General features: G+C 43.7%; 23 protein-coding genes. 22 read left to right on the top strand and 1 reads right to left on the bottom strand.

Annotated features, from left to right (window positions below; translation table 11 throughout):
- Nucleotides 1-61 precede the first annotated feature (61 nt).
- Nucleotides 62-514, bottom strand: coding sequence for a homoprotocatechuate degradation operon regulator HpaR (gene hpaR / locus ACIH2S_RS04265; RefSeq protein WP_036954025.1), 453 nt, complete (start codon nucleotides 512-514; stop codon nucleotides 62-64).
- Nucleotides 515-975: 461 nt separating this feature from the next.
- Between hpaR and ACIH2S_RS04260 the strand changes: the two genes are divergently transcribed.
- The 22 genes from ACIH2S_RS04260 to ACIH2S_RS04155 all read left to right on the top strand — a co-directional run bounded on the left by ACIH2S_RS04260 (nucleotide 976) and on the right by ACIH2S_RS04155 (nucleotide 22,906).
- Entirely contained in the window at nucleotides 976-1,605 is a 630-nt protein-coding gene (locus tag ACIH2S_RS04260) for a fumarylacetoacetate hydrolase family protein (RefSeq protein WP_036954023.1), read from the top strand.
- Between the two features lie 2 nt (nucleotides 1,606-1,607).
- A complete protein-coding gene (locus tag ACIH2S_RS04255) occupies nucleotides 1,608-2,375 on the top strand; it encodes a fumarylacetoacetate hydrolase family protein (RefSeq protein WP_108479481.1) in 768 nt (255 codons plus the stop codon).
- Entirely contained in the window at nucleotides 2,375-3,841 is a 1,467-nt protein-coding gene (gene hpaE, locus ACIH2S_RS04250; protein ID WP_006657319.1) for a 5-carboxymethyl-2-hydroxymuconate semialdehyde dehydrogenase, read from the top strand. Before ACIH2S_RS04255 ends, hpaE begins: the two co-directional genes overlap by 1 nt.
- A gap of 284 nt (nucleotides 3,842-4,125) precedes the next feature.
- Nucleotides 4,126-5,007 (top strand): 3,4-dihydroxyphenylacetate 2,3-dioxygenase, encoded by an 882-nt coding sequence (gene hpaD / locus ACIH2S_RS04245; RefSeq protein ID WP_036954019.1) that lies wholly within the window; start codon nucleotides 4,126-4,128, stop codon nucleotides 5,005-5,007.
- Between the two features lie 9 nt (nucleotides 5,008-5,016).
- Nucleotides 5,017-5,400, top strand: a complete 384-nt coding sequence (locus ACIH2S_RS04240; protein WP_036954018.1) for a 5-carboxymethyl-2-hydroxymuconate Delta-isomerase — start codon at nucleotides 5,017-5,019, stop codon at nucleotides 5,398-5,400.
- Between the two features lie 56 nt (nucleotides 5,401-5,456).
- Nucleotides 5,457-6,686 carry a Bcr/CflA family multidrug efflux MFS transporter gene (locus tag ACIH2S_RS04235; RefSeq protein ID WP_187128789.1) on the top strand — a complete coding sequence of 410 codons (1,230 nt, stop codon included), beginning with the start codon at nucleotides 5,457-5,459 and terminating at the stop codon, nucleotides 6,684-6,686.
- Nucleotides 6,683-8,146: an NAD-dependent succinate-semialdehyde dehydrogenase gene (locus tag ACIH2S_RS04230; protein ID WP_036954015.1), complete on the top strand. Its 1,464-nt coding sequence runs from the start codon at nucleotides 6,683-6,685 to the stop codon at nucleotides 8,144-8,146. Before ACIH2S_RS04235 ends, ACIH2S_RS04230 begins: the two co-directional genes overlap by 4 nt.
- A gap of 192 nt (nucleotides 8,147-8,338) precedes the next feature.
- Nucleotides 8,339-9,142 carry a 2-oxo-hept-4-ene-1,7-dioate hydratase gene (hpaH, locus tag ACIH2S_RS04225; RefSeq protein ID WP_036954012.1) on the top strand — a complete coding sequence of 268 codons (804 nt, stop codon included), beginning with the start codon at nucleotides 8,339-8,341 and terminating at the stop codon, nucleotides 9,140-9,142.
- Nucleotides 9,143-9,152: 10 nt separating this feature from the next.
- Nucleotides 9,153-9,959 (top strand): 4-hydroxy-2-oxoheptanedioate aldolase, encoded by an 807-nt coding sequence (gene hpaI, locus ACIH2S_RS04220; protein ID WP_036954009.1) that lies wholly within the window; start codon nucleotides 9,153-9,155, stop codon nucleotides 9,957-9,959.
- 154 nt (nucleotides 9,960-10,113) lie between these two features.
- Nucleotides 10,114-11,484 (top strand): 4-hydroxyphenylacetate permease, encoded by a 1,371-nt coding sequence (hpaX, locus tag ACIH2S_RS04215; RefSeq protein ID WP_036954007.1) that lies wholly within the window; start codon nucleotides 10,114-10,116, stop codon nucleotides 11,482-11,484.
- 279 nt (nucleotides 11,485-11,763) lie between these two features.
- Nucleotides 11,764-12,651: a 4-hydroxyphenylacetate catabolism regulatory protein HpaA gene (gene hpaA / locus ACIH2S_RS04210; RefSeq protein ID WP_154600412.1), complete on the top strand. Its 888-nt coding sequence runs from the start codon at nucleotides 11,764-11,766 to the stop codon at nucleotides 12,649-12,651.
- A gap of 451 nt (nucleotides 12,652-13,102) precedes the next feature.
- The gene (gene hpaB, locus ACIH2S_RS04205) at nucleotides 13,103-14,665 is read left to right on the top strand and encodes a 4-hydroxyphenylacetate 3-monooxygenase, oxygenase component (protein ID WP_108479482.1); all 1,563 of its coding nucleotides are present in this window, start codon (nucleotides 13,103-13,105) and stop codon (nucleotides 14,663-14,665) included.
- Between the two features lie 19 nt (nucleotides 14,666-14,684).
- Complete coding sequence (gene hpaC / locus ACIH2S_RS04200) at nucleotides 14,685-15,203, top strand: 4-hydroxyphenylacetate 3-monooxygenase, reductase component (protein ID WP_036953999.1); 519 nt, start codon at nucleotides 14,685-14,687, stop codon at nucleotides 15,201-15,203.
- A 198-nt stretch (nucleotides 15,204-15,401) separates the two neighbouring features.
- Nucleotides 15,402-16,220 carry a winged helix-turn-helix domain-containing protein gene (locus tag ACIH2S_RS04195; protein ID WP_272534955.1) on the top strand — a complete coding sequence of 273 codons (819 nt, stop codon included), beginning with the start codon at nucleotides 15,402-15,404 and terminating at the stop codon, nucleotides 16,218-16,220.
- Complete coding sequence (locus ACIH2S_RS04190; protein ID WP_036953993.1) at nucleotides 16,210-16,692, top strand: FidL-like protein; 483 nt, start codon at nucleotides 16,210-16,212, stop codon at nucleotides 16,690-16,692. Before ACIH2S_RS04195 ends, ACIH2S_RS04190 begins: the two co-directional genes overlap by 11 nt.
- 357 nt (nucleotides 16,693-17,049) lie before the next feature.
- Complete coding sequence (locus ACIH2S_RS04185) at nucleotides 17,050-17,601, top strand: fimbrial protein (RefSeq protein ID WP_036953990.1); 552 nt, start codon at nucleotides 17,050-17,052, stop codon at nucleotides 17,599-17,601.
- 41 nt (nucleotides 17,602-17,642) lie between these two features.
- Nucleotides 17,643-18,200, top strand: a complete 558-nt coding sequence (locus ACIH2S_RS04180; protein ID WP_036953988.1) for a fimbrial protein — start codon at nucleotides 17,643-17,645, stop codon at nucleotides 18,198-18,200.
- A gap of 36 nt (nucleotides 18,201-18,236) precedes the next feature.
- Entirely contained in the window at nucleotides 18,237-20,726 is a 2,490-nt protein-coding gene (locus ACIH2S_RS04175) for a fimbria/pilus outer membrane usher protein (RefSeq protein ID WP_036953986.1), read from the top strand.
- Nucleotides 20,727-20,738: 12 nt separating this feature from the next.
- Nucleotides 20,739-21,467, top strand: a complete 729-nt coding sequence (locus ACIH2S_RS04170) for a fimbrial biogenesis chaperone (RefSeq protein WP_036953984.1) — start codon at nucleotides 20,739-20,741, stop codon at nucleotides 21,465-21,467.
- 27 nt (nucleotides 21,468-21,494) lie between these two features.
- On the top strand, nucleotides 21,495-21,860 hold the full coding sequence (locus tag ACIH2S_RS04165; RefSeq protein ID WP_036953982.1) for a hypothetical protein: 366 nt from the start codon (nucleotides 21,495-21,497) through the stop codon (nucleotides 21,858-21,860).
- A complete protein-coding gene (locus ACIH2S_RS04160; protein ID WP_349487991.1) occupies nucleotides 21,853-22,389 on the top strand; it encodes a fimbrial protein in 537 nt (178 codons plus the stop codon). The genes ACIH2S_RS04165 and ACIH2S_RS04160 overlap by 8 nt, the downstream gene beginning before the upstream one ends.
- Before the next feature lie 10 nt (nucleotides 22,390-22,399).
- Nucleotides 22,400-22,906, top strand: a complete 507-nt coding sequence (locus ACIH2S_RS04155) for a fimbrial protein (RefSeq protein ID WP_036953978.1) — start codon at nucleotides 22,400-22,402, stop codon at nucleotides 22,904-22,906.
- Nucleotide 22,907: the final 1 nt, after the last annotated feature.

The following is a 22,907-nucleotide window of genomic DNA, read 5'->3' as shown; positions in this document are numbered from 1 at the left end:
GTATGTGACCCGAGTAGCTGAGCGCAACCAACAACGCTGCGGTTCAAAGTATGACGAGTATTTAGGCTGTCTTGCTTCTATCCATAATACTACTATAATCCGGGCTCTCCAGCGCAATCAACTCATCCAGCAGAGCCGTCAGTTGCTGCATTTTCTCTTGAGAGAAAGCCTGCTCAATCTTTTGATAGCCCTCTTCAACTTCCTGACGCGCCTTGTCATACAACTCTTGCCCTGTAGGGGTCAGTGAGACATACAGTTTACGTTGGTCATTCAATGGCTTTAAACGGAAAATAAGCCCTTCGCGTTCCATACGAGTCAAAATCCCCGTTAAGCTTGGACGCAAAATACAGGTTTGCACTGATAATTCATGAAAATCAATAGAGCGATTATCCGCTAACACGCGAATGATACGCCATTGCTGTTCGGTCAAATTATAGGACTTTAATATCGGTCGAAAGAAGCCCATTGCGGTCTCTCGTGCCTGTAATAATGCAATTGTCAATGATTCATGCATAAGCTTAAAACTCACCACGCTATTTAAAGTTATGAAACACCCACGACCGGGGGTTAGTCAGCCTCCGTGCTGGTTACCATTTTTAACGCTGCCATTTTTAACGCGACGGTTTTTAACGTCGCTTTAGGGTTAGCAATAAATCATAGGGTAACTGCAACACACTCAATTATCTTAAATGCAAGAGTAGCATGCAGTACTAACAATCACAAAGAAAAACACCAAAATATTAATGAGTAAATAAATTTTATCAAAAAATCAAAGTTAATATATTGTAAATTTTTAAAAGTTAAAAAAATAATAAACTCATTATATACAGTCAGTTACATGAAGACCCCTTTATTATGTTAATAAGATCACAATTAAAATTAACATTTCCATAAAGCTATTGCTTATTACAAAATAATACTTTATTAATATATTAATAATTACTCAGAATCGATCTCTTTAATAAGGAGTTGTCAATGAAAGGCACTGTTTTTGCCGTTGCCCTCAACCATCAAAGCCAACTTGATCATTGGCTCGAGGCGTTCCAGCAAGCCCCTTATAAAACCCCACCGAAAACACCTGTGTGGTTTATTAAGCCGCGTAATACACGCATTAATTCCGGGGATAACATCCTGCATCCTGCTGGTGAAGAAGTACAAAGCGGTGCAACGCTGGCGCTGGTGATTGGTAAAGATGCACGCAAAGTGACTGCACAAAATGCGTTGGAGTTCATTGCTGGCTTTGCACTGGCGAATGAAGTTAGCCTGCCAGAAGACACCTTCTACCGCCCTGCGATTAAAGCAAAATGCCGTGATACTTTCTGCCCAATCGGCGAATTAGTGAAAACGTCGTTATCTTCACCTGTTGAGATAGTGACACTGATTAACGGCAAAGAAGCTGACAGATGGTCAACCAAGGATCTCGTTCGTAGCGCAAGCGAATTAGTGGCTGCATTGAGCGACTTCGCAACCCTAAAACAAGGGGACGTGATTTTACTGGGCACTCCTCATCAGCGCGTCACCATCAAACCGGGTGATCAGGTTGAGATCCAAGCAGCTGGCTTCCCAAGCCTCAAGAACAGCGTTGTTGCGGCAGGAGGACAATAATCATGAAACACGCAAAAATTCGTTATCAAGGCACTGAGTATTCCGTCACTGTCGGTGACAACGAAGCTATCAAACTGCCAAATGGCAACGTGATCTCTGGCGATAGCGCAGATGTTGAATGGCTACCACCTGCACAAGGTACTTTATTCGCGTTGGGTCTGAACTATGCCGACCACGCCACTGAATTAGAATTTAAGCCACCAGAAGAGCCTCTGATTTTTATCAAAGCTGAAAACAGCTTAACAGGTCACCGCCAAGTATCCGTTCGCCCAGACAATGTTGAATATATGCACTATGAGTCTGAGCTGGTGGTGATTATTGGCAAAGCGGCTCACAAAGTGTCCCAAGAAGATGCCATGGATTACGTCGCGGGTTACACCGTGTGTAATGACTACGCTATCCGTGACTATTTAGAGAACTACTACCGTCCAAACCTACGCGTAAAAAGCCGCGATACATTGACGCCAATCGGCCCATGGATGGTAGACAAATCAGATATTAAAGATCCACACAACCTCGCACTGTACACCTACGTTAATGGTGAATTGCGTCAAAAAGGCACCACCGCGGATCTGATTTTTAATATCCCATTTTTAATTGCCTACCTGAGTGACTTTATGACACTGCAACCAGGGGACATGATCGCAACGGGCACGCCAAAAGGGCTGTCCGATGTGGTTCCAGGTGATGAAGTGATCGTTGAAGTTGAAGGTGTGGGCAGGCTGATCAATACCATTATCAGCGAAAAAGAGTATGAGGAGCGAGTGTGATGACTAAGATTAACCATTGGATCAACGGCAAAAATGTTGAAAGCAAAGAGTATTTCGAAACCACTAACCCAGCAACGGGTGAAGTATTAGCGGAAGTGGCATCCGGCGGTCAAGACGAAATCAACCAAGCGGTTGCCGCTGCAAAAGAAGCCTTCCCTAAGTGGGCAAACACGCCAATGAAAGAGCGCGCACGCTTAATGCGCCGCTTAGGTGAGCTGATCGACGAAAACGTTCCGCAAATTGCTGAGATGGAAACCAACGATACCGGTTTACCTATCCACCAAACTAAAAACGTTCTGATCCCTCGCGCGTCACACAACTTTGAATTCTTTGCTGAAATTTGCCAGCAAATGAATGGTCGCACCTATCCGGTTGACGACAAAATGATGAACTACACCCTGATCCAGCCAGTGGGTGTGTGCGGGTTAATCTCGCCATGGAACGTGCCATTTATGACCGCGACATGGAAAACAGCACCGTGTTTAGCGCTGGGTAATACCGCGGTTCTGAAAATGTCTGAACTGTCTCCGCTATCTGCAAACCGTTTAGGTGAATTAGCCCTTGAAGCGGGTATCCCTGCGGGCGTACTGAACGTGGTGCAAGGTTATGGTGCTACTGCGGGTGACGCTCTGGTAAAACACCATGACGTTCGTGCAGTCTCCTTCACAGGAGGCACCGCAACTGGTCGCGCCATTATGCAAAACGCGGGTCTGAAAAAATACTCAATGGAATTAGGCGGTAAATCTCCGGTTCTGATTTTTGAAGATGCCGACATTGAACGTGCAATGGATGCCGCGCTGTTCACTATTTTCTCTATCAATGGAGAGCGCTGTACCGCGGGTTCACGTATTTTCATCCAAGAAAGCATTTACCCAGAATTTGTGAAACGCTTTGCTGAGCGTGCAAATCGCCTGATCGTCGGCGACCCTACCGATCCAAAAACCCAAGTGGGCGCCCTGATCAGCCAACAGCACTGGAACAAAGTATCTGGTTATATCCGTATTGGTATGGAAGAAGGTGCAACTCTGTTAGCGGGTGGTCCAGACAAACCAACGGATCTGCCAGCTCATCTGAAAAATGGTCATTTCCTACGCCCAACGGTTCTGGCGGATGTGGACAACCGCATGCGTGTGGCTCAAGAAGAGATCTTCGGACCCGTCGCTTGTTTAATTCCATTCAAGACCGAAGAAGATGGTCTGCGTATGGCGAACGATGTTGAGTATGGTCTGGCGTCTTATATTTGGACTCAAGATGTCAGCAAGATCCTGCGTCTTTCTCGCAATATCGAAGCGGGCATGGTGTTTGTTAACACCCAAAACGTCCGTGATTTACGTCAACCATTCGGCGGCGTAAAAGCCTCTGGCGTGGGTCGTGAAGGCGGCGAGTATAGCTTCGAAGTCTTCGCCGAAATGAAGAACGTTTGTATCTCCTACGGCGACCACAACATCCCACGCTGGGGTGTGTAAGCTTTATCATCAGACGTTTTATGAATTTTATTAACTCTACTTCATACAGAATTAGGCCAAGCCAATCCATTATTTATCCTAAATAATTCGTGATGTAGCAAGGCAGCAAACGATGGCATCTCGGGGGAGCATACATGAGTATGTGACCCGAGTGACAGAGTGAAGCCAACACAGCTACAGCGCGAAGTATAACGGATAAAAGGAGCATACATAAGTATGTGACTTGGGTGGCGAGTGAAGTCAACAACGCTACAACGTGAAGTATGACGAATAAGGGGAAGGAAATGGGTAAGTTGGCACTAACGGCAAAAATAACACACGTCCCATCAATGTACCTATCTGAACTGCCGGGCAAAAACCACGGTTGTCGCCAAGCCGCCATCGATGGGCACAAAGAAATCAGTCGTCGCTGCCGTGAACTCGGCGTCGACACCATTATCGTTTTTGACACTCACTGGCTGGTTAACAGCGCTTATCACATTAACTGCGCCGATCACTTCAAAGGCATCTATACCAGTAATGAATTGCCACACTTTATCCGCGATATGGAATATGAGTATGACGGCAACTCTGTATTGGGTCAGATGATCGGTGAAGAAGCTCGCAAGCTAGGCGTTCGTGCTCAAGCTCATGAAATTCCAAGCCTAACTCTAGAGTACGCGACGCTGGTTCCAATGCGTTATATGAACAGCGATCGCCACTTTAAAGTGATCTCTATCTCCGCATTCTGTACCTCACACAGCTTTGAAACTAGCCGTAAATTAGGCGAAGCCGTACTGACTGCGATTGAAAAATATGACGGTACCGTGGCGGTACTCGCGAGCGGCTCACTGTCTCACCGCTTTATCGATGACCATCGTGCAGAAGACGGCATGAACAGCTATACCCGCGAATTCGATGAGCAAATGGACAAACGCGTCGTCAAACTGTGGCGTGAAGGTCGCTTTGCTGAGTTCTGCAAAATGCTGCCGGAGTACGCGGATTACTGCTATGGCGAAGGTCACATGCATGACACCGTGATGTTACTGGGTCTGCTGGGCTGGGATAAATATGATGAGAAAGTGGAAGTGTTAACTGACCTGTTCGCCAGCTCTGGAACTGGGCAAATCAACGCGATTTTCCCACTACCAAAATTTATCACTGACAAACAAACAGCCAACGCATAAGGAGCAGATATGCCTCATTTTTATGCTGAATGCACCGACAACATTCGTGAAGAAGCAGCCCTACCCGAGCTGTTCGCTAAAGTAAACAGCGCGCTAGCTGGCACTGGAATTTTCCCATTAGGGGGCATTCGTAGCCGTGCAATCTGGTTGGATACTTGGCAAATGGCGGATGGCAAACACGATTACGCGTTTGTGCATATGACCTTAAAAATTGGTGCGGGTCGCTCCCTCGAAGATCGCCAAAAAACTGGGGAAATGCTGTTTGATCTGATCAAAACCCATTTTGCCTCTCTGATGGCAAAACGTTACTTGGCACTCTCTTTCACTATGGAAGAGCTTGACCCTGTTCTGAACTATAAGCAGAACAATGTGCATGCACTGTTTAAATCATAAAAAGCTTAAGTCATAAAAATTTAAATCGTGATTGATGAATATCGATAGGGGGCAATATGCCAATTTCATTTACCAATAGACCGATACCGCGCTGGTTGATCCCGTTACTGGGTTCACTGGTGGCGTTCGGTCCCCTATCGATTGATATGTACTTGCCAGCCTTGCCACAAATGGCGCAAGCGCTGAATGCCACCCAAGGACAGATGCAATACACCCTCGGGGCATTCTTTGCGGGCTTCTGTGTCGGCATGCTGTTTTATGGTCCCCTGAGCGACCTGCTGGGGCGCCGTAAAATGTTGCTCAGTGGGCTGGCGATTTTTACCCTCGCCAGCCTGCTATGCGCCCAAGCCACCAGCTCAGAAGCCTTAATTACCTTTAGAGCGTTGCAAGCATTTGGCAGTGGTGCAGCGATAGTGATGGCGCGCGCCATTGCCCGTGATGTGTATCCTTCTAGCGAGCTGCCTAAAGTGTTATCACTGATGACATTAGTCACCATGATAGCCCCATTATTAGCACCATTAGTGGGCGGTTTTTTATTAATTCATTTTGAGTGGCAGGTGATTTTCTATGTTCTCGCGGCCGTGGGGCTGTGCTCTGTTTCAGCTATTTTTTTACTGCTGCCTGAAACCTTGCCTCATCAGCGTGAATCCCGCAATTTAGTCGGTGTCGCCTTTCATAATTATCGGTTGGTGCTCACAGACCGAGAAGCACTGAGCATTATTGGTACTATGGCATTCTCTTTTGCCGGTATGTTCGCCTTTATCAGTGGTTCACCGTTTGTGTATATCAACTACTTTGGTGTTTCTGAACAGTATTATGGGCTGCTGTTTGGCTGCAATATTTTGGGCATGATTGCCATGTTGCTGCTGAATGTCCGATTGCTCAAGGTGTATAGCCTGCCACGAATTTTGGGCATGCAAAGCGGTATCCAATTGATTTTTGGTGTTCTGTTGTTAATTTTCTATCAACAAAGCCTACCAATTATTGTTATCCTAGTGGTTCTGTTCCTATCGATGGTTAATGCTATCGGCACCAACAGTTTGTCACTGTTACTGCAACACCGCGGGAAAATCGCAGGCAGCGCCAGTGCGCTCGCCATCTCAATTCAGTTTGCCTTGGCAGCCCTTGCCAGTGTTGCAGTGTCCATACTACAAGATGAATCCCCATTTGCTATGGCACTCGTAATGGCGATTTGTGCCGGACTGAGTTTTTCAAGCCAACGCTTGTCCGCTAAAAATGTCCACGCGCACGTTCATTCAGTGTCTTCGGAGAACAACGAAAAATGAGCTTAAACACCAATTCTAAATTATTCCGCCAGCAGGCTTACATTAATGGTCAATGGGTAAATGCCCAAGACAGTAGCCAGTTTGATGTGACTAACCCGGCAAATGGAGAAGTGATTGCTCGCGTCAGTAATGTGGGTGCAACTGAAACTCAACAAGCCATTGAAGCCGCAGAAAAAGCATTGCCAGCATGGCGTGCAAAAAGCGCGAAAGAACGTAGCCAAATTCTGAACAAATGGTTCCGTTTAATGATGGAAAACCAACAAGAACTTGCGCAGATCCTGAGTACTGAGCAAGGTAAATCCATCAATGAATCCATGGGCGAAATTGCCTACGGAGCCAGCTTTATTGAGTGGTTTGCCGAAGAAGGTAAACGTACTTACGGTGAAACTATCCCATCCCCACTGCCGGGTCGCCGCTTAGTGACCATCAAGCAGCCTGTGGGTGTGGTCGCTGCTATCACCCCTTGGAACTTCCCGAATGCGATGATCACCCGCAAAGTCGGTCCTGCCCTCGCAGCGGGTTGCACCATGGTATTAAAACCTGCGGCTGAAACCCCATTATCGGCGCTGGCATTAGCAGCATTAGGTGAAGAAGCCGGTATTCCTGCTGGCGTATTCAATATCGTTCCAGGTACCGATGCCAAAGCGATTGGTGCGGTCATGACATCTAGCCCGATTGTTCGCAAGCTGACCTTCACCGGTTCTACCCGCGTGGGTAAATTGCTGATGGAACAGTGCGCAGATACCGTGAAAAAAATGTCACTGGAATTAGGCGGTAACGCACCATTTATCGTATTTGACGATGCGGATTTAGACGCTGCGGTTCAAGGGGCTTTAGCCGCTAAATTCCGTAATAGCGGACAAACTTGCGTGTGTGCAAACCGTATTTTAGTGCAAGAAGGTGTTTACGATGAGTTTGCGGCTCGCCTAGCGAAAGCTGTGAGCGCATTAAAAATTGGTCCAGCAACCCAAGCTGATTCTGAGCAAGGCCCGCTTATCAACCAAGCTGCCGTGGATAAAGTGTCTGAGCACATTGCGGATGCCGTTGCTAAAGGTGCGAGCATCGCTGCGGGCGGTAAATCATCCAGCCTTGGTGGTCTGTTCTTCGAACCGACGGTATTAGTCAATGTGACTGAATCCATGAAAGTGGCGAAAGAAGAGACATTTGGTCCATTAGCACCATTATTTAAATTCCGTGATGAACAAGAAGCTATCGACCTTGCCAACGACACTGAGTTTGGTCTGGCTTCCTATTTCTATTCACGTGATATCGGACGTATCTACCGTGTGGCTGAAGCATTAGAAAGCGGCATGGTGGGTATTAACGAAGGCATTATTTCAAATGAAGTGGCTCCGTTTGGTGGTATTAAGCAGTCAGGACTTGGTCGTGAAGGCTCCCGTTACGGAATCGAAGATTATCTGGAAGTGAAATATCTCTGCTTTGGTGGTCTTTCTAATTAGAAAGAAACATTAGCTGGCGGTCTTCGCTTTTAAAATCTTAGCTCTAAATAATTCAAGTTAGAACAAAACAGTAAATGAGACTAATCCCCTAGGAGCATACCGTGTGACTAGGGGATAGGCGCAAGCCTATCGTGAAGCTAACGTAGTTATAGCTCGAAGTATGACGAGCTGAGGTGCAAAAGGAAAAATAAGATGTTGCAACAAGATACCATTTCAACAATCGCTCAACGCCTAAACCAAGCGGAAAAAAGCCGCCAGCAAATCCGTCAAATCTCACTGGATCATCCCGAAATGACCATTGAAGATGCCTATGCCATTCAAAAAGAGTGGGTTGGCTTAAAACTGGCGGAAGGGCGCGTATTAAAAGGGCATAAAATCGGTCTGACATCCAAAGCGATGCAAGCCAGTTCCCAGATTGATGAGCCTGATTATGGCGCACTGCTCGATGATATGTTCTTTGATGATGGCTGTGATATTCCAACGGATCGCTTTATCGTTCCGCGTATCGAAGTTGAACTGGCATTCGTTTTAGCAAAACCGCTGCGCGGCCCTAACTGCACCTTATTTGATGTGTATAACGCCACGGACTATGTGATCCCCGCTTTAGAGCTGATCGACGCCCGTTGCCACAATATCGATCCTGACACTAACCGCCCACGTAAAGTGTTCGACACCATTTCAGATAACGCGGCAAACGGCGCGGTGATCTTAGGTGGACGTCCGATTAAACCTCGTGATTTAGACATGCGTTGGATCAGCGCCCTGCTTTATCGTAATGGCGTGATCGAAGAATCTGGCGTTGCAGCGGCGGTTCTCAACCACCCAGCCAATGGCGTGGCATGGTTAGCCAATAAATTAGCCCCACACAATGTGGAGTTACAGCCGGGACAAATTATCCTTGGCGGTTCATTCACTCGCCCTGTTCCTGCTCGTAAAGGGGATGTTTTCCACGTTGACTACGGCGTGATGGGCTCAATTAGCTGCCGCTTTGCATAAGGAGTTCACTGTGGATCTGTTAGAAAATAAATTCAAAAAAGCCCTGAAAACAGGCAAACCACAAATTGGTTTATGGCTAGGATTGTGCAGCCCATACAGTGCTGAGCTGGTTGCTGGTGCTGGATTTGATTGGCTGTTGATCGATGGTGAACATGCACCAAACAATGTGCAAACGACCTTAGCGCAATTACAAGCAATCGCCCCTTATCCATCACAACCGGTAGTTCGTCCGGCGTGGAATGAGCCAGTGATTATCAAGCAATTGCTGGATATCGGTGCACAAACGCTGTTACTGCCGATGGTGCAAAATGCAGAACAAGCAGAGCAAGCGGTACGCTCAACTCGTTATCCACCCGCGGGAATTCGTGGGGTGGGCAGTGCCTTAGCGCGCGCCTCTCGCTGGAATCGTATTCCCGATTATTTAAAACGCGCCAACGATGAAATGTGCGTGATTGTCCAAGTGGAAACCCGCGAAGCTATAAAAAATCTGCCTGAGATCCTCAAAGTTGAAGGCGTTGATGGTGTCTTTATCGGTCCTGCGGATCTGAGTGCGGATATGGGCTTTTCTGGCAATCCAAACCATCCTGAAGTGAAAGCGGTGATTGAAGATGCCATTAAGCAAATTCGTGCGGCAGGTTTAGCGCCAGGAATTTTGATGGCGGCACCGGATATCGCAGAACACTATATTAAGCTCGGCGCCTTGTTTGTTGCCGTTGGCGTGGATACCACATTACTAGCGCGCACCGCTGAAGCCCTTGCCGCAAAATTCGGTAAAACGGTTTCCGATATGGATAACAGCGCATCTAGCGTGTACTAAAGCAATCTGAACTCCTCTAGGTCGCTCAATTTTACCCTACGCTCATGAGCGACCTAGATAGTAAGCAATAAAATCGCAACCACAACAAGGCAGCCCAAATGACTGCCTAGTAGACCCTTGTACCTATAATAAATTGTAATTAGAGGGCATTATAATGAGTCATTCACAGAATGTTGCTAGCACCAACCCTGCAGAGCAACATAAGAACCTTACCGAACCGCAACAGCGGGTAATTAATAAGCTTTTTAAACGACTGATCGTATTTCTGTTTGTTCTGTTTGTTTTCTCGTTCTTAGACCGAATTAATATCGGCTTTGCGGGGCTAACAATGGGGAAAGACATTGGTCTAACGTCCACCATGTTTGGTCTGGCAGCGACGCTGTTTTACGCCACCTACATTATTTTTGGTATTCCAAGTAACATCATGCTTGGCATTGTCGGTGCTCGTCGCTGGATTGCCACTATCATGGTGCTATGGGGTATTGCCTCTACTGCCACTATGTTCGCGACTGGGCCAACCAGCTTATATATTTTACGCATGCTGGTGGGTATTGCTGAAGCTGGTTTCTTACCAGGTATGTTAGTTTACTTAACTTACTGGTTCCCCGCTTATTTCCGCGCACGAGCTAACGCTCTGTTTATGATTGCCATGCCAGTTACTATGGCATTTGGTTCACTAGCTTCTGGTTATATTTTAGGGCTAGATGGTGTGTTAAATCTGAAAGGCTGGCAATGGTTGTTCTTACTGGAAGGTTTCCCATCCGTTCTGCTGGGTATTTTAGTGTGGTTCTATCTGGATGATTCTCCGAAGAAAGCAAAGTGGCTAACTCAGGAAGATAAAGACACCCTGCAAGAGATGATGGATAAAGACCAGTTAGAGCTTGTGCAGCCACACGGCTCAAAAAGCCAGACTGCGCTGCAAAATAGCAGCCTGTGGAAAGAGATTTTCACCCCGGTGATCTTAATGTATACCGTGGCTTATTTCTGTCTAACTAACACGTTGAGCGCCATTAATATTTGGACGCCACAAATTATGCAGAGTTTTAATCAGGGCAGCAGTAATGCCATGATTGGGCTATTAACTGCGATCCCTCAGTTCTGTACGATTTTGGGGATGATTTATTGGAGTCGCCGCTCAGATCGCTTGCAAGAGCGTAAGATGCACACTGCGTTACCGTATTTGTTTGCGGCGGCAGGTTGGATCATCGCAGCGATGACTCATCAGCCGATACTCCAATTATTGGGGATCATTATGGCGTCCACCGGTTCGTTTACTGCTATGGCCGTTTTCTGGACCACGCCAGATCAGTCGATCAGTTTACGCGCTCGCGCAATCGGTATTGCCGTAATCAACGCAACAGGTAATATAGGTTCCGCGGTCAGCCCACTATTAATCGGTTGGCTAAAAGATCAAACGGGTAGCTTCAATTCTGGTCTCTATTTTGTTGCCGGTTTGCTGGTGGTCGGCGCCCTTCTGGTCATCGCCATCCCAATGAAAAACTCAAGACCAAGAGCTACACCGTAAGCGGTAGAATTAAAGAATGAATGCTGCAACAGATTGGAAAAATTGAATTTATTTAATCCCCCTTAAATATTGTTCAAAATAATTCGAGTTGCAGTTAACTATGCTACAGGCAGAATTCTCAGTGGCTGCCTAATGTTCACAAATCTGTAGGTTAAAGGGGAGTAATTCCCCAAAATAATTCGAGTTGCAGCTAGGCGGCGAATGAGTTAATCCCTGGGAGCATACTTGAGTATGTGACTAGGGTTGACTCATGAAGCCAACAACGCTGCGGCTTGAAGAATGAAGGGGAAAGAATTGATCAATAACATAGATATTGGGAAGGACTACGATGACGTATTGGGCAACGACGACGTCCACTACCAAACCTTCGGCAAACTCGCCGCCTTCTTCGGTCGCGACATGCCCGCGCATCGTCACGATGGCTATTTCCAATTACACTATTTAGTCACTGGGCATATTACTCTCCAGCTGGATGAGTCTCGTTATTCTGTGCAGGCACCGCTATTTATTTTGACGCCCCCTTCTGTCGCCCATGCGTTTTTTACTCAAGAAGACACTGACGGGCATGTATTAACCGTGCGGCAAGATTTAATTTCTCCACTGTTGGAGTCTCTTTATTCTGCCAATCTGGATAGAGTCGATATTCCGGCGATTTGTTTATCTGTCGCGGATAAGCCCCAAGACATTGAAACTTTTAATCACTATTGGGATTTAATGGCGCGGGAATCTGCGAATAACTATATTGGTCGAGACCAAGTGTTATCTTCGCTTGCCCAAGCCTTATTTACCTTTTTACTGCGCTCTGTCCCCCTTGACGAGCATCATGTTAGTGGCGTTCGTGGTGAACATCGATTATTCCAACGTTTTAACCAGCTTATCGATATGCATTATCGTGAGCATCTCTCTGTCCCTGACTATGCGGATAAGCTCGGCGTCACCGAATCTCGCTTAAAAGATATGTGCCGGCGATTTGCCAACCGCCCACCTAAAAAGCTTATTTTCGACAGGATTTTGCGGGAAGCCAAACGCATGCTGCTATTTTGCGATAGCCCCGTTTCTGAAATTGCTTATCAACTTGGATTTAAAGATCCAGCCTATTTTGCCCGCTTTTTTAATCGCTCTGAGGGTACCTCTCCGAGCCAATGGCGTGAACAAAATATCCACTAGATCGCGGATATCAAAATTTTAGCATCCCCTTTAAATTATTTTACATAATGCAAACATTTTTGATGTCTTGCATTTTTATTTTTAAAGTTACAACTGGTACTATTAGAAGCAAACAAAAAGTGAATGCATAGCTCAAAAAACAATCAAACAAAATGATATCAAATAAAATTCATTAAGTTTTTAACAAAACATAATTCAATGATAAATAAAGATTTATATATTAAAATTGAAATAGCATTAATATTAAAATATCGATAAGATCACATTTCTTTCATAAAACCATCTCACCAACGAAAAGTACCAGCTTTCCTTTGGAAAATCTCTTTTAAAACCCCACAGAAAACGATTCAATTAGTAAACACAAAACAAACATAAAATTAACATTATTCAAGCTTGCAACCTTTGTACGCCGACAACCCGCAAGCCCTCTTTGTTCTAAAACGAGGTAGACATGAAACCAGAAGATTTTCGTTCCGATGCTAAGCGCCCATTTAATAGCCAAGAATATCTAAAAAGTTTACAAGATGGTCGCGAGATTTATATCTATGGTGAGCGTGTTAAAGATGTCACCACGCACCCTGCTTTTCGTAACTCAGCAGCTTCTATAGGACAGTTATATGATGCGCTTCATGATAAATCGACTCATGACCAGCTTTGCTGGGGCACAGATACAGGCAACGGCGGGTATACACACAAATTCTTCCGCTTCGCAAAAAGTGCAGATGACCTACGCCAACAACGCGACGCCATCGCAGATTGGTCACGCCAAAGCTACGGATGGATGGGACGCACTCCAGACTATAAGGCGGCATTCGCCAGCTGTTTAGGCGCTAACCCAGAATATTACGGCCAGTTTGCCGATAACGCACGCAACTGGTACAAACGTATTCAAGAGAGCGGTTTATACTTTAACCATGCAATTGTTAACCCACCTATTGATCGCCATAAGCCCGCTGATGAAGTTAAAGATGTTTATATAAAGCTAGAAAAAGAAACTGATGCAGGTATTATCGTCAGCGGTGCAAAAGTTGTTGCAACCAACTCTGCGTTAACACACTACAACTTTATCGGTTTTGGTTCTGCACAAGTCATGGGTGATAACCCTGATTTTGCGCTGATGTTTGTTGCGCCAATGGATGCGGACGGTGTGAAATTAATTTCCCGTGCATCTTACGAGTTAGTTGCTGGTGCAACAGGAGCTCCGTTTGATTATCCGTTATCAAGCCGTTTTGATGAGAATGATGCCATTCTGGTCATGGATCATGTGTTAATTCCATGGGAAAACGTGCTGATTTATCGTGATTTCGACCGTGCTCGTAACTGGGCGGTACAAGGTGGCTTTGCTCGCCTGTTCCCATTACAAGCTTGTGTACGTTTAGCCGTCAAACTGGACTTCATCACAGGTCTTCTGCAAAAGAGCCTTGAATGCACGGGTGTTATTGATTTCCGTGGTGTTCAAGCGGATCTCGGTGAAGTGGTCGCTTGGCGTAACCTGTTCTGGTCACTGACTGATGCTATGTGTTCAGAAGCAAAAGCTTGGGAAGGCGGTGCGTTCCTGCCAGATACTCAAGCCATCCAAACGTATCGTGTTATGGCACCAATGGCCTACACCAAAATCAAAAATATCATCGAAAGTAACGTAACAAGTGGTTTGATCTATCTGCCATCAAGCGTTCGTGATATGAATAACCCAGAGATTGACAAATATCTGGCAAAATATGTTCGCGGTTCAAATGGGATGGATCACGTTGAACGTATTAAAATTTTAAAATTAATGTGGGATGCTATCGGCAGTGAATTCGGTGGTCGTCACGAGCTGTATGAAATTAACTACGCAGGAAGCCAAGACGAAATTCGTCTGCAATGTCTGCGTCATGCATACGGTTCTGGCAACATGAAAGCCATGACTGACATGGTTGACCGCTGCCTGTCTGACTATGATCAGCACGGCTGGAAGCGCCCTCACCTGCACAACAACAACGATATTAATCTGTTAGATTCGCTGCTGAAGTAATCGGCAGCAGGAGGTCAAAATGTCTTTAGAAAATGAACATCGCTTACGTTTCAGAGATGCGATGGCAAGTCTCGGTGCCGCTGTTAACATCGTCACCACGGATGGTCCAGAAGGCCGTTGCGGTATTACTGCCACTGCGGTTTGTTCTGTGACTGATACGCCACCGACTTTGATGGTATGTGTTAACCGCAACAGCTCTATGAATGCGGTTTTTCAAAAGAATGGCCGCCTATGCGTTAACGTTCTCAACCATGATCAAGAAGATTTAGCTTGTCACTTTGCGGGCATGAAAGGCTCGACAATGGATGAGCGCTTTGGATGGGATATGTGGGATAAAGGTATTTTAGAACAACCATTGTTAAGAAATGCCCTTGCGAATCTTGAAGGTGAAATTACCCAAGTACAAGATATTGGCACTCACTCTGTCTATATGGTTGAGATGAAAAAGATTGTTGTTAGCGATGATGGACATGGCTTGGTCTATTTTAAACGTAAATTCCATCCCGTTTTGCATAAAATCTTAGAGCATACAGCCTAATTTAACCTCCATTTTATTACGCTATTCTAAGCCCCTAAATACATCATTTAGGGGCTTTTTTATTATATCTATCGAATGTAACTTTCTTAAATCAAATCCATTATCAGGCAATTTCTGTCTAATTGACACCGACCAAATTAGAGGTATACACTGGAAAAATACTTATTTGACATCCTAATAAATAAAATAAAACAAAATATGAAATATCTTATAAATAATATTATTTATGACAGCCATCAGGGGTTGTTATATCGCGATAATATCGGCGATGCAATTAAACTAACTACCACACTAAACCGCTTATTATTGGTGTTAGTGCAAAATAATGGTGAGATTTTAGATCGTGAAACATTATTAAGCCGAGTGTGGGATGAACATAACCAAGTTGCATCCGATAATAACCTTAACAGTAGCATTTCTGTTTTACGCCGTCATTTGTCCTCATTTTGTGAGGATGAAATAATTACGACTATACCTAAAGTGGGTATCAAGCTTAATGCGCAATTGCAGTTACTATCATCAGAATTAAATCATGATGTCCAGCAAAAAGGACCTCAAGAAATATTACTTAATGAACCACATAAAGCAGCCGTTATAGAAGAAACACCAAAAGAAAAAGTGCAAACAGTAAAGAAAAAAAGTTACATTCTCAATAACCGTTTTATTGAGCTAGCCTTAGTTGTGATTATTATTTTTTGCTTACTTTATCTTTTTAAAAGCTATTTTTTTGCTACGCGAACAGAATATCCTGAGGTGGGTCGCATTGATCAGTGCAGCATACGCTATATTAATAGTTACCATAAACCCGATACGACGACGATTAGTTTTACTGATTTACAAAATCAGTTAACACGGTTAAACATTGATTGCAAAAAACCGGCTACATTATTTTATTACAATGTTGGAATCGTCACGAATGATAAAAACCTCTATGATAACTTTTTATTTTTATCTTATTGTCCTAACACCCCCAAAGATAGTACCACAGTGAGTTGTGAGAATTTTTATGTCAAATAAGAAATCTATCAGGGCTTTTTGGCTACTGATTATTTCAACCATCTTAGTCTTCATTAGTAGCTATGTTTATTATAAAAACAACACGGCCATTGTTCCGAGTTGCAGAGCAACACTGAAAATTGATATTTCAGATAGCCGTTCAGACTTAAAAGGCTATTACCTACTTAGTATTATTCCAAATGAGCATGACCCTGAGCATCATACCTTTGTGATGAATGGAACCATTAGCAACGATGGTAAAAGTTATGTTATCGCTCGCAAATTTTATATGAAATATGTCTACCAAGGCGGGCATTTTTTCTCACAAGTCGAACGAGTTGTTATTGATCCTAATGACCAAGCTCAAAATAAAATAAAAATACGGGGTATTCCGCAAGAAGGGCAAATTTATTTTGTAAACATAAAGCGTTTGAGTGAAAAAAACTATATTTTTGAAGAGAACTTCTCCCCTCTTTTTATTTGCACAATTTAATTTAAATCAGCAAACATTTCATCATGACAAATATAGAGCATCGAATTATGACATTTGATGCTCTATTTTTTTAATTTTTAAAAATTACTTATTAATTTACCTTAAAGCAAAAGTGATTAAAAATCCCATACATTACCACAGCGAAATAAAAACATTAAAACTCACGTTAAAAATATTAATACCAGAATTAAATATTTTACTTCATTAAAATACCAATACTTTATTTCAAAAAACTCTCCTAATGGATAAACTTGTTTTCGTCGAAATGACTTACACAAAAAGCCAATGCATGGATGCACTAGGCAATTTGCATTCACTTTAGGGACTAAAAATTACTTATCTTTAAGGATCTATCACATGAAATTAAATAAATTATCTGTTGCTGTTTTATTTGCAGCTTCTACTCTGTCTGCATCTGTTTTAGCTAGCGGCAACACGGGTGAATTACATTTTAGCGGTCAAGTTGTTAACTCCCCATGTAATATCGAATCTGAAAGCACCAAACAAGAAGTTCCATTTGGTCAACTGTCACGTGCTTCTTTAGAAGCAGGTAATGCAGCAGAGAAAGATATCTCTATTAAATTAAAAGAATGTAACTTCGACGAATTCAGTAAGGATACTGAAGGTAAATGGGTTGCAGTTAAAGATATCAAAATCACTTTCGGTGGTAAAAACTACGTTGGTACTAATAAAGAGTTCTTAGGCGTGACTGGTACCGCTAATAACGTTGGTATTCAAATTAAAGATTTTAAATTTGATGAAGCTAAATCTGTACTGAACCAAATTCGTAACAGACAAGGTGAAAACGTTCTGGAATTTACTGCATTAGCAAAACGTGTTGATGCTTCTACTCCAGTAACTGAAGGTGAATTCAACTCTATCGCTGACTTCAAAATCACTTACGAATAATTTTTATGGGAGGGGAAACCCTCCCAATAAAAAGGTTCATTATGCGAAATTTATCTTTCTTATGGTCAACACTATTATTAGCTCCTTTTATTTCTAATGCAGAATATACAGTTGATGGCGGAATTCGTGGTGAAACTGTTATGCGCGGATATATTGTTGCTGCGCCCTGCTCAATAGAAACAGACAGCCAATATCAATATATTAATTATGACCTTGTTTCTAAAAGTGACATCAATACAGAAGAAGCAAAAAATAATAATAGAAAAACATTTAACATTAAATTAAACAACTGCATTAGTGAATATGACAAAGATAATAGCAAAGGCATAAAAATTAAATTCTTTGCCAATAGTGACATCTACAACAATGCAATCAAACTGTCAGGTCCTACGGATGGTGTCGTTGTCTATATTTATGACACCAATAACAATTTAGTCACTCCGAATAAATCGTATTCTATTTCAAATAGCGCTATTTACTTTGATAGAAAAACAAAAGTCAGTTTTTTGAAATATGAAACAGAAATTGACACCATTAATAATGAGATTGAACCCGGAAATTACTTTGCCACGATTAAATTCAATGTAAGTTACGACTAATAAATATTTTAAATTAATTTATATGATAAGAACACTATGGCTAAATTTAATATTTTTCACCAGTTAATTATTATATCTTGCTTATCTAGTATTCCTACTGTTGCCTTTTCTGTTGAATTTAATACAGATATGCTTGATACCAAAGATACTCAGAATATTGACTTTAGCCAGTTTTCTCAGGCCGGATTTGTTATGCCTGGAAATTATCATCTAACGATTAAAGTCAATAATGAACGTTTGGGTAATGCCCGCGATATTACTGTAGGTGCGCCAACGTCTGCTGAAGATTCATTATTTAGCGTTGTTTGTGTTCCGGCAGCTATTACGGATCAACTCGGCTTAAAACCAGAAGCTATTCGCTTAATTAAATATCGCGATAACGATCAGTGTATCGATTTGTCTGCGCTTGAAGGCAGTACCATGAGCGTGGATTTATCCACGTTAACACTGACGATTTTGATCCCGCAAAGTTATTTGGAATATACCGACCCTAGCTGGGTGCCACCTTCTCGCTGGGAAGACGGTATTAACGGCTTTTTACTCGACTACACCTTGACGGGCTCCTTTACCCGCCGAGATAGCGGAACAAAAGAATCCTATTTATCTGCGAACGGAACTACAGGGTTAAATCTCGGTGCGTGGCGTTTACGTGGGGATTACCAAGCAAACTACCGTAAATCATCGGGTAACTATAACAATGAATATAGCGATGCCATATTCAGCCGTTTATATGCTTATCGCTCATTAGCGAATATCGCCTCGGTTCTAACGTTGGGGGAAAACTATTTCTACTCGGCTATTTTTGATTCCTGGCAGTTCACGGGTCTATCACTAGAGACCGATGAAAACATGCTGCCACCGAAACTAACGGGATACGCCCCTGAGATCATCGGGATAGCTCAGACTAACGCCACGGTCATCGTCAAAAGCCATGACCGAATTGTTTTGGAAACTACGGTTCCCGCTGGTCCATTCCAGATCCAAACATTGGATAGCTCAATCCGTGGAACCTTAGATGTCACGGTGCGTGAAGAAAATGGCGAAGAACAAAAGTTCAGCATTACTACAGCGGCGCTGCCTTATTTAACACGTCCTGGACAAGTTCGCTATAAGTTTGCCGTCGGTAAACCTCGTTACGATGGGCGTCACCTTGAAGGGGATATGACCGCATCGGGCGAGCTTTCTTATGGACTTAATAATATTTGGTCTATTTATGGTGGGTCGATTTTATCCAAAAACTACCAAGCATTTTCAGCTGGTTTTGGGCGTGACTTATTTACCTTCGGGAGCTTGTCATTTGATATAACGCAGTCCCATGCAAAGTTACTCAGCAATACCTTAACAGGACGCAGTTACCGTTTAAGTTACTCAAAATCGTTTGATGAGGCGAGAACCGACATTACCTTCGCAGGCTATCGATTCTCGGATGAAACCTATCGTTCATTGCAACAAACGTTGGACGAACGCCGTACAGGGATTGAAACTCAAGCACACAAAGAGAGCTATCAGGTCAATATTAATAAATATTTTGATGCGTTCTCACTGGGTGGAAACTACCAATACAACACGTATTGGAATAGCCAAACGGAAGAGCAATTTGGGGCCTATATCAACACCGCCTTCAATATTGCCTATTTAGGGTTAAAAAATATCAGCTTAACTGCTTCTGCGACACGCTCCAAAAGAGCGGGATATCAGGATGATGCCATTACGTTGTATGTCACTGTTCCCCTCACAATGGGCAGCAGCATGAGTTTCTCTGAGGGTTATACACGTGACCAAAATGGGCGCCGTTCTTCAACCCATAACGTGGGCTATAGCGGCTACAACGATCAGCGTAGTTATAACCTGAACGTAGGTTACCAAACGGGACAGTATCAAGACTCACAAACCAGTTTCAGTGGTTATTTGAGCCAGAACTTCCCAACGGCATCACTATCGGCCAATGCCAGTTATGTTCCCAACGAGTACCACACCGTTGGTGGGTCAATTAACGGAGGGATCACATTGGTCAAAGAGGGAATTGCGCTGCATCAGGCAGCTTATGGTGGAACGCGCTTAGTCGTTGAAACACCGGGAGCGAGCAACGTGCCATTAAACGGCGGTGTTTATAAAACTAACCGCTTTGGCTTAACCGTGCTCCCTAACGTGAGTAGCTATCGCAAAACAACAGCATCAATTAATACCAGTAAATTACCGAACAATATCGAAGCGTTAGAGAGTGTTACCGAAGCCACATTAACTCGTGGAGCCATCGGTTATCGCAGCCTTAATGTTATTCAAGGGGAAAAAACCTTTGCCCGTTTAAAACTGGCAGACGGTACTTACCCACCTTTTGGCGCCAGTGTGCGTAATAAAAATAACATTGAGCTCGGCATTGTGGGTGAGCAAGGGATCACATGGATTGTCGGCGTGATGCCAAATGACCTGCTTAACCTTTACTGGGGAAATAAATTGCAATGCAGCACGCAAGTCACTGAGTTTAAAAACAGTGCAGAAAGCTACCCTGTATTAATTTGTCATTAGGAAACAATTTAAATGAAATCAAATCTTTTTAATTTACTTCGCACCAGTGTCTTATTGACCTCTATCGGTGCAATGGGCGCCACTTACGCCGCAGTTACATTGGATCGTACTCGTATTATTTTTGATGGTGATCAGCAGTCTATTAACATCACTATTCGCAATGATAACCCCGAGCTGCCTTACCTAGCACAATCATGGTTAGAAGATGCGTCAGAGAAAAAATTGGAAGCTGGCCCGATTATCGCGACGCCACCGATTCAGCGTATGGAGCCAAAATCCACTAGCTTAGTTCGTTTAAGCACTGCGCCAGATATCAGTAAGTTACCTCAGGATAGAGAGTCTCTGTTTTACTATAACTTGCGTGAGATCCCGCCAAAATCAACGGAAGCAGGTGTTCTACAAATCGCCCTACAAAGCCGTGTAAAACTGTTTTATCGCCCAGAAGCAATTGTGGCGGATAGCAAAAAAGAGTGGGCAAAACAGGTAACACTAACCCCAACAGCCAATGGTTATCAGCTAAATAACCCAACAAGTTTTTATCTGACCGTTATCGGCATTGGTAACAGCCAGAAGCAGTCTGAGCAGAGTGATTTTGATGCTGTTATGGTGCCACCGAAATCAACCCATAACCTAAAATCAGCGAAATTTGCGACGCCATATCTCACCTATATCAATGATTATGGTGGAAAGCCATCACTGGCGTTTAAGTGCCAAGCATCGCAGTGCACAGTCACACCATAGACGTAACGGATAAACAGGAATATCAACATGAAACTGTATCACTTTGGGTTATCGCTCATGTTCGCCATGCCTGTATTGGCAGAAACGCCATCGCAACCCTCATTATTGGAAACAACAGGCACTGTTTATGTTCATGCGCGTTTTCTCATAACACCTTGCCAGCCTAATGTAACGATGACGAGAGCGGTCAATCATGTCAATGAACCTGTTTATCAATTTACTGTGAGTTATGCCCATTGTGTCACCCGCACTTATAACCAAACGTGGGCACCATTCACGTTGAAATTTGCGGGTCAGCAATATGTTTTTTCAAAGCCGCAGACAAATAAAAGTATGACTTTTTTACTTCCAGCCGAAAGCTCAGCACGCCGTTTGGAGATGATTTATGACTAAAACATTCGCACTTATGGTTGGCATGAGTAGCTTGTTATTTACCAGCTACGGCAGCTTGGCAAATAGTCTATCCGTCTATTTTGAAGGGACACTGGTGCCTATCGGTTGTCGCTTATCCGACGATGACACGAAGAAAACGATTTACTTATCAGGTCTGCGCTTTTCTGAACTTGAAAATCTGGGGCGTTCTGATGTTCAACCTTTTCAGTTGGATATCGTCGATTGCTCAACCGCGGCATTAAATAAGACCATCAAAATTACGCTAAATACTCAAGATACTGAAACTCACAATGGCGTCACCTATTTGAAAACAACCGGCGAGTCCAATGTGTTACTGGCGTTAACTGATGGCAAGAATGCTCAACCTTTGAAATTTAATACCCCGATTGATATCAGTACCGTCACGGAATCGGGAAAAGGCTCCATTAACCCACTGCAATTTGGGGTATATGCACAAAAGCCCTTTAACGGACGGCTCAAAACAGGGAGTTTCTCATCCTTAGTCACTTTCAATCTGGACTACCAGTAGGAGAATGCAGATGAAAATATCCGGTTTTTTAGGGGCGATTTGCCTGCTAATGAGCAGCTTTTCACTGGCTGATATTTTAATTACGTTGGAAACCACATTAGTGCGTCCATCCTGTGTGATCACCAATGAAAATGGTGATAAAGAGCTGTATGTGAATTTTCAAAATGTCGCATTAGATCGCATAACAGAAGAAAAGCAAAACTTTGGGATCCTAATTAAACAGTGCGATCTGCGTAAAAATTTACGAATTTATTTATCCCCTAAAGAGGGTTCGACCCTCACGATTAATAACGAAACGGTATTAAGCACCACGATCCAAGGATTAGGGATCCGCTTTTCCCAAGCCAATAGAAATACCGCTATCAATCTACTGAAATGGGAGCCCATCTTCCCGTCAGTGAGTGGTGACACCGCCACATTGACCTTACAGTCACAATTAGTTACGAATCAAGTGCCTGAAACACTTGAAGTCGGCCCGTTTAGTGCGGCACTGTCAGTGATGATTGATTATCTCTAAA

It is taken from the genome of Providencia lanzhouensis (assembly GCF_050469745.1).
GTDB classification, from domain to species: domain Bacteria; phylum Pseudomonadota; class Gammaproteobacteria; order Enterobacterales; family Enterobacteriaceae; genus Providencia; species Providencia lanzhouensis.
The sequence above is the reverse complement of the archived record's forward strand: the minus strand, read 5'-3'. Positions and strand labels throughout refer to the sequence as shown.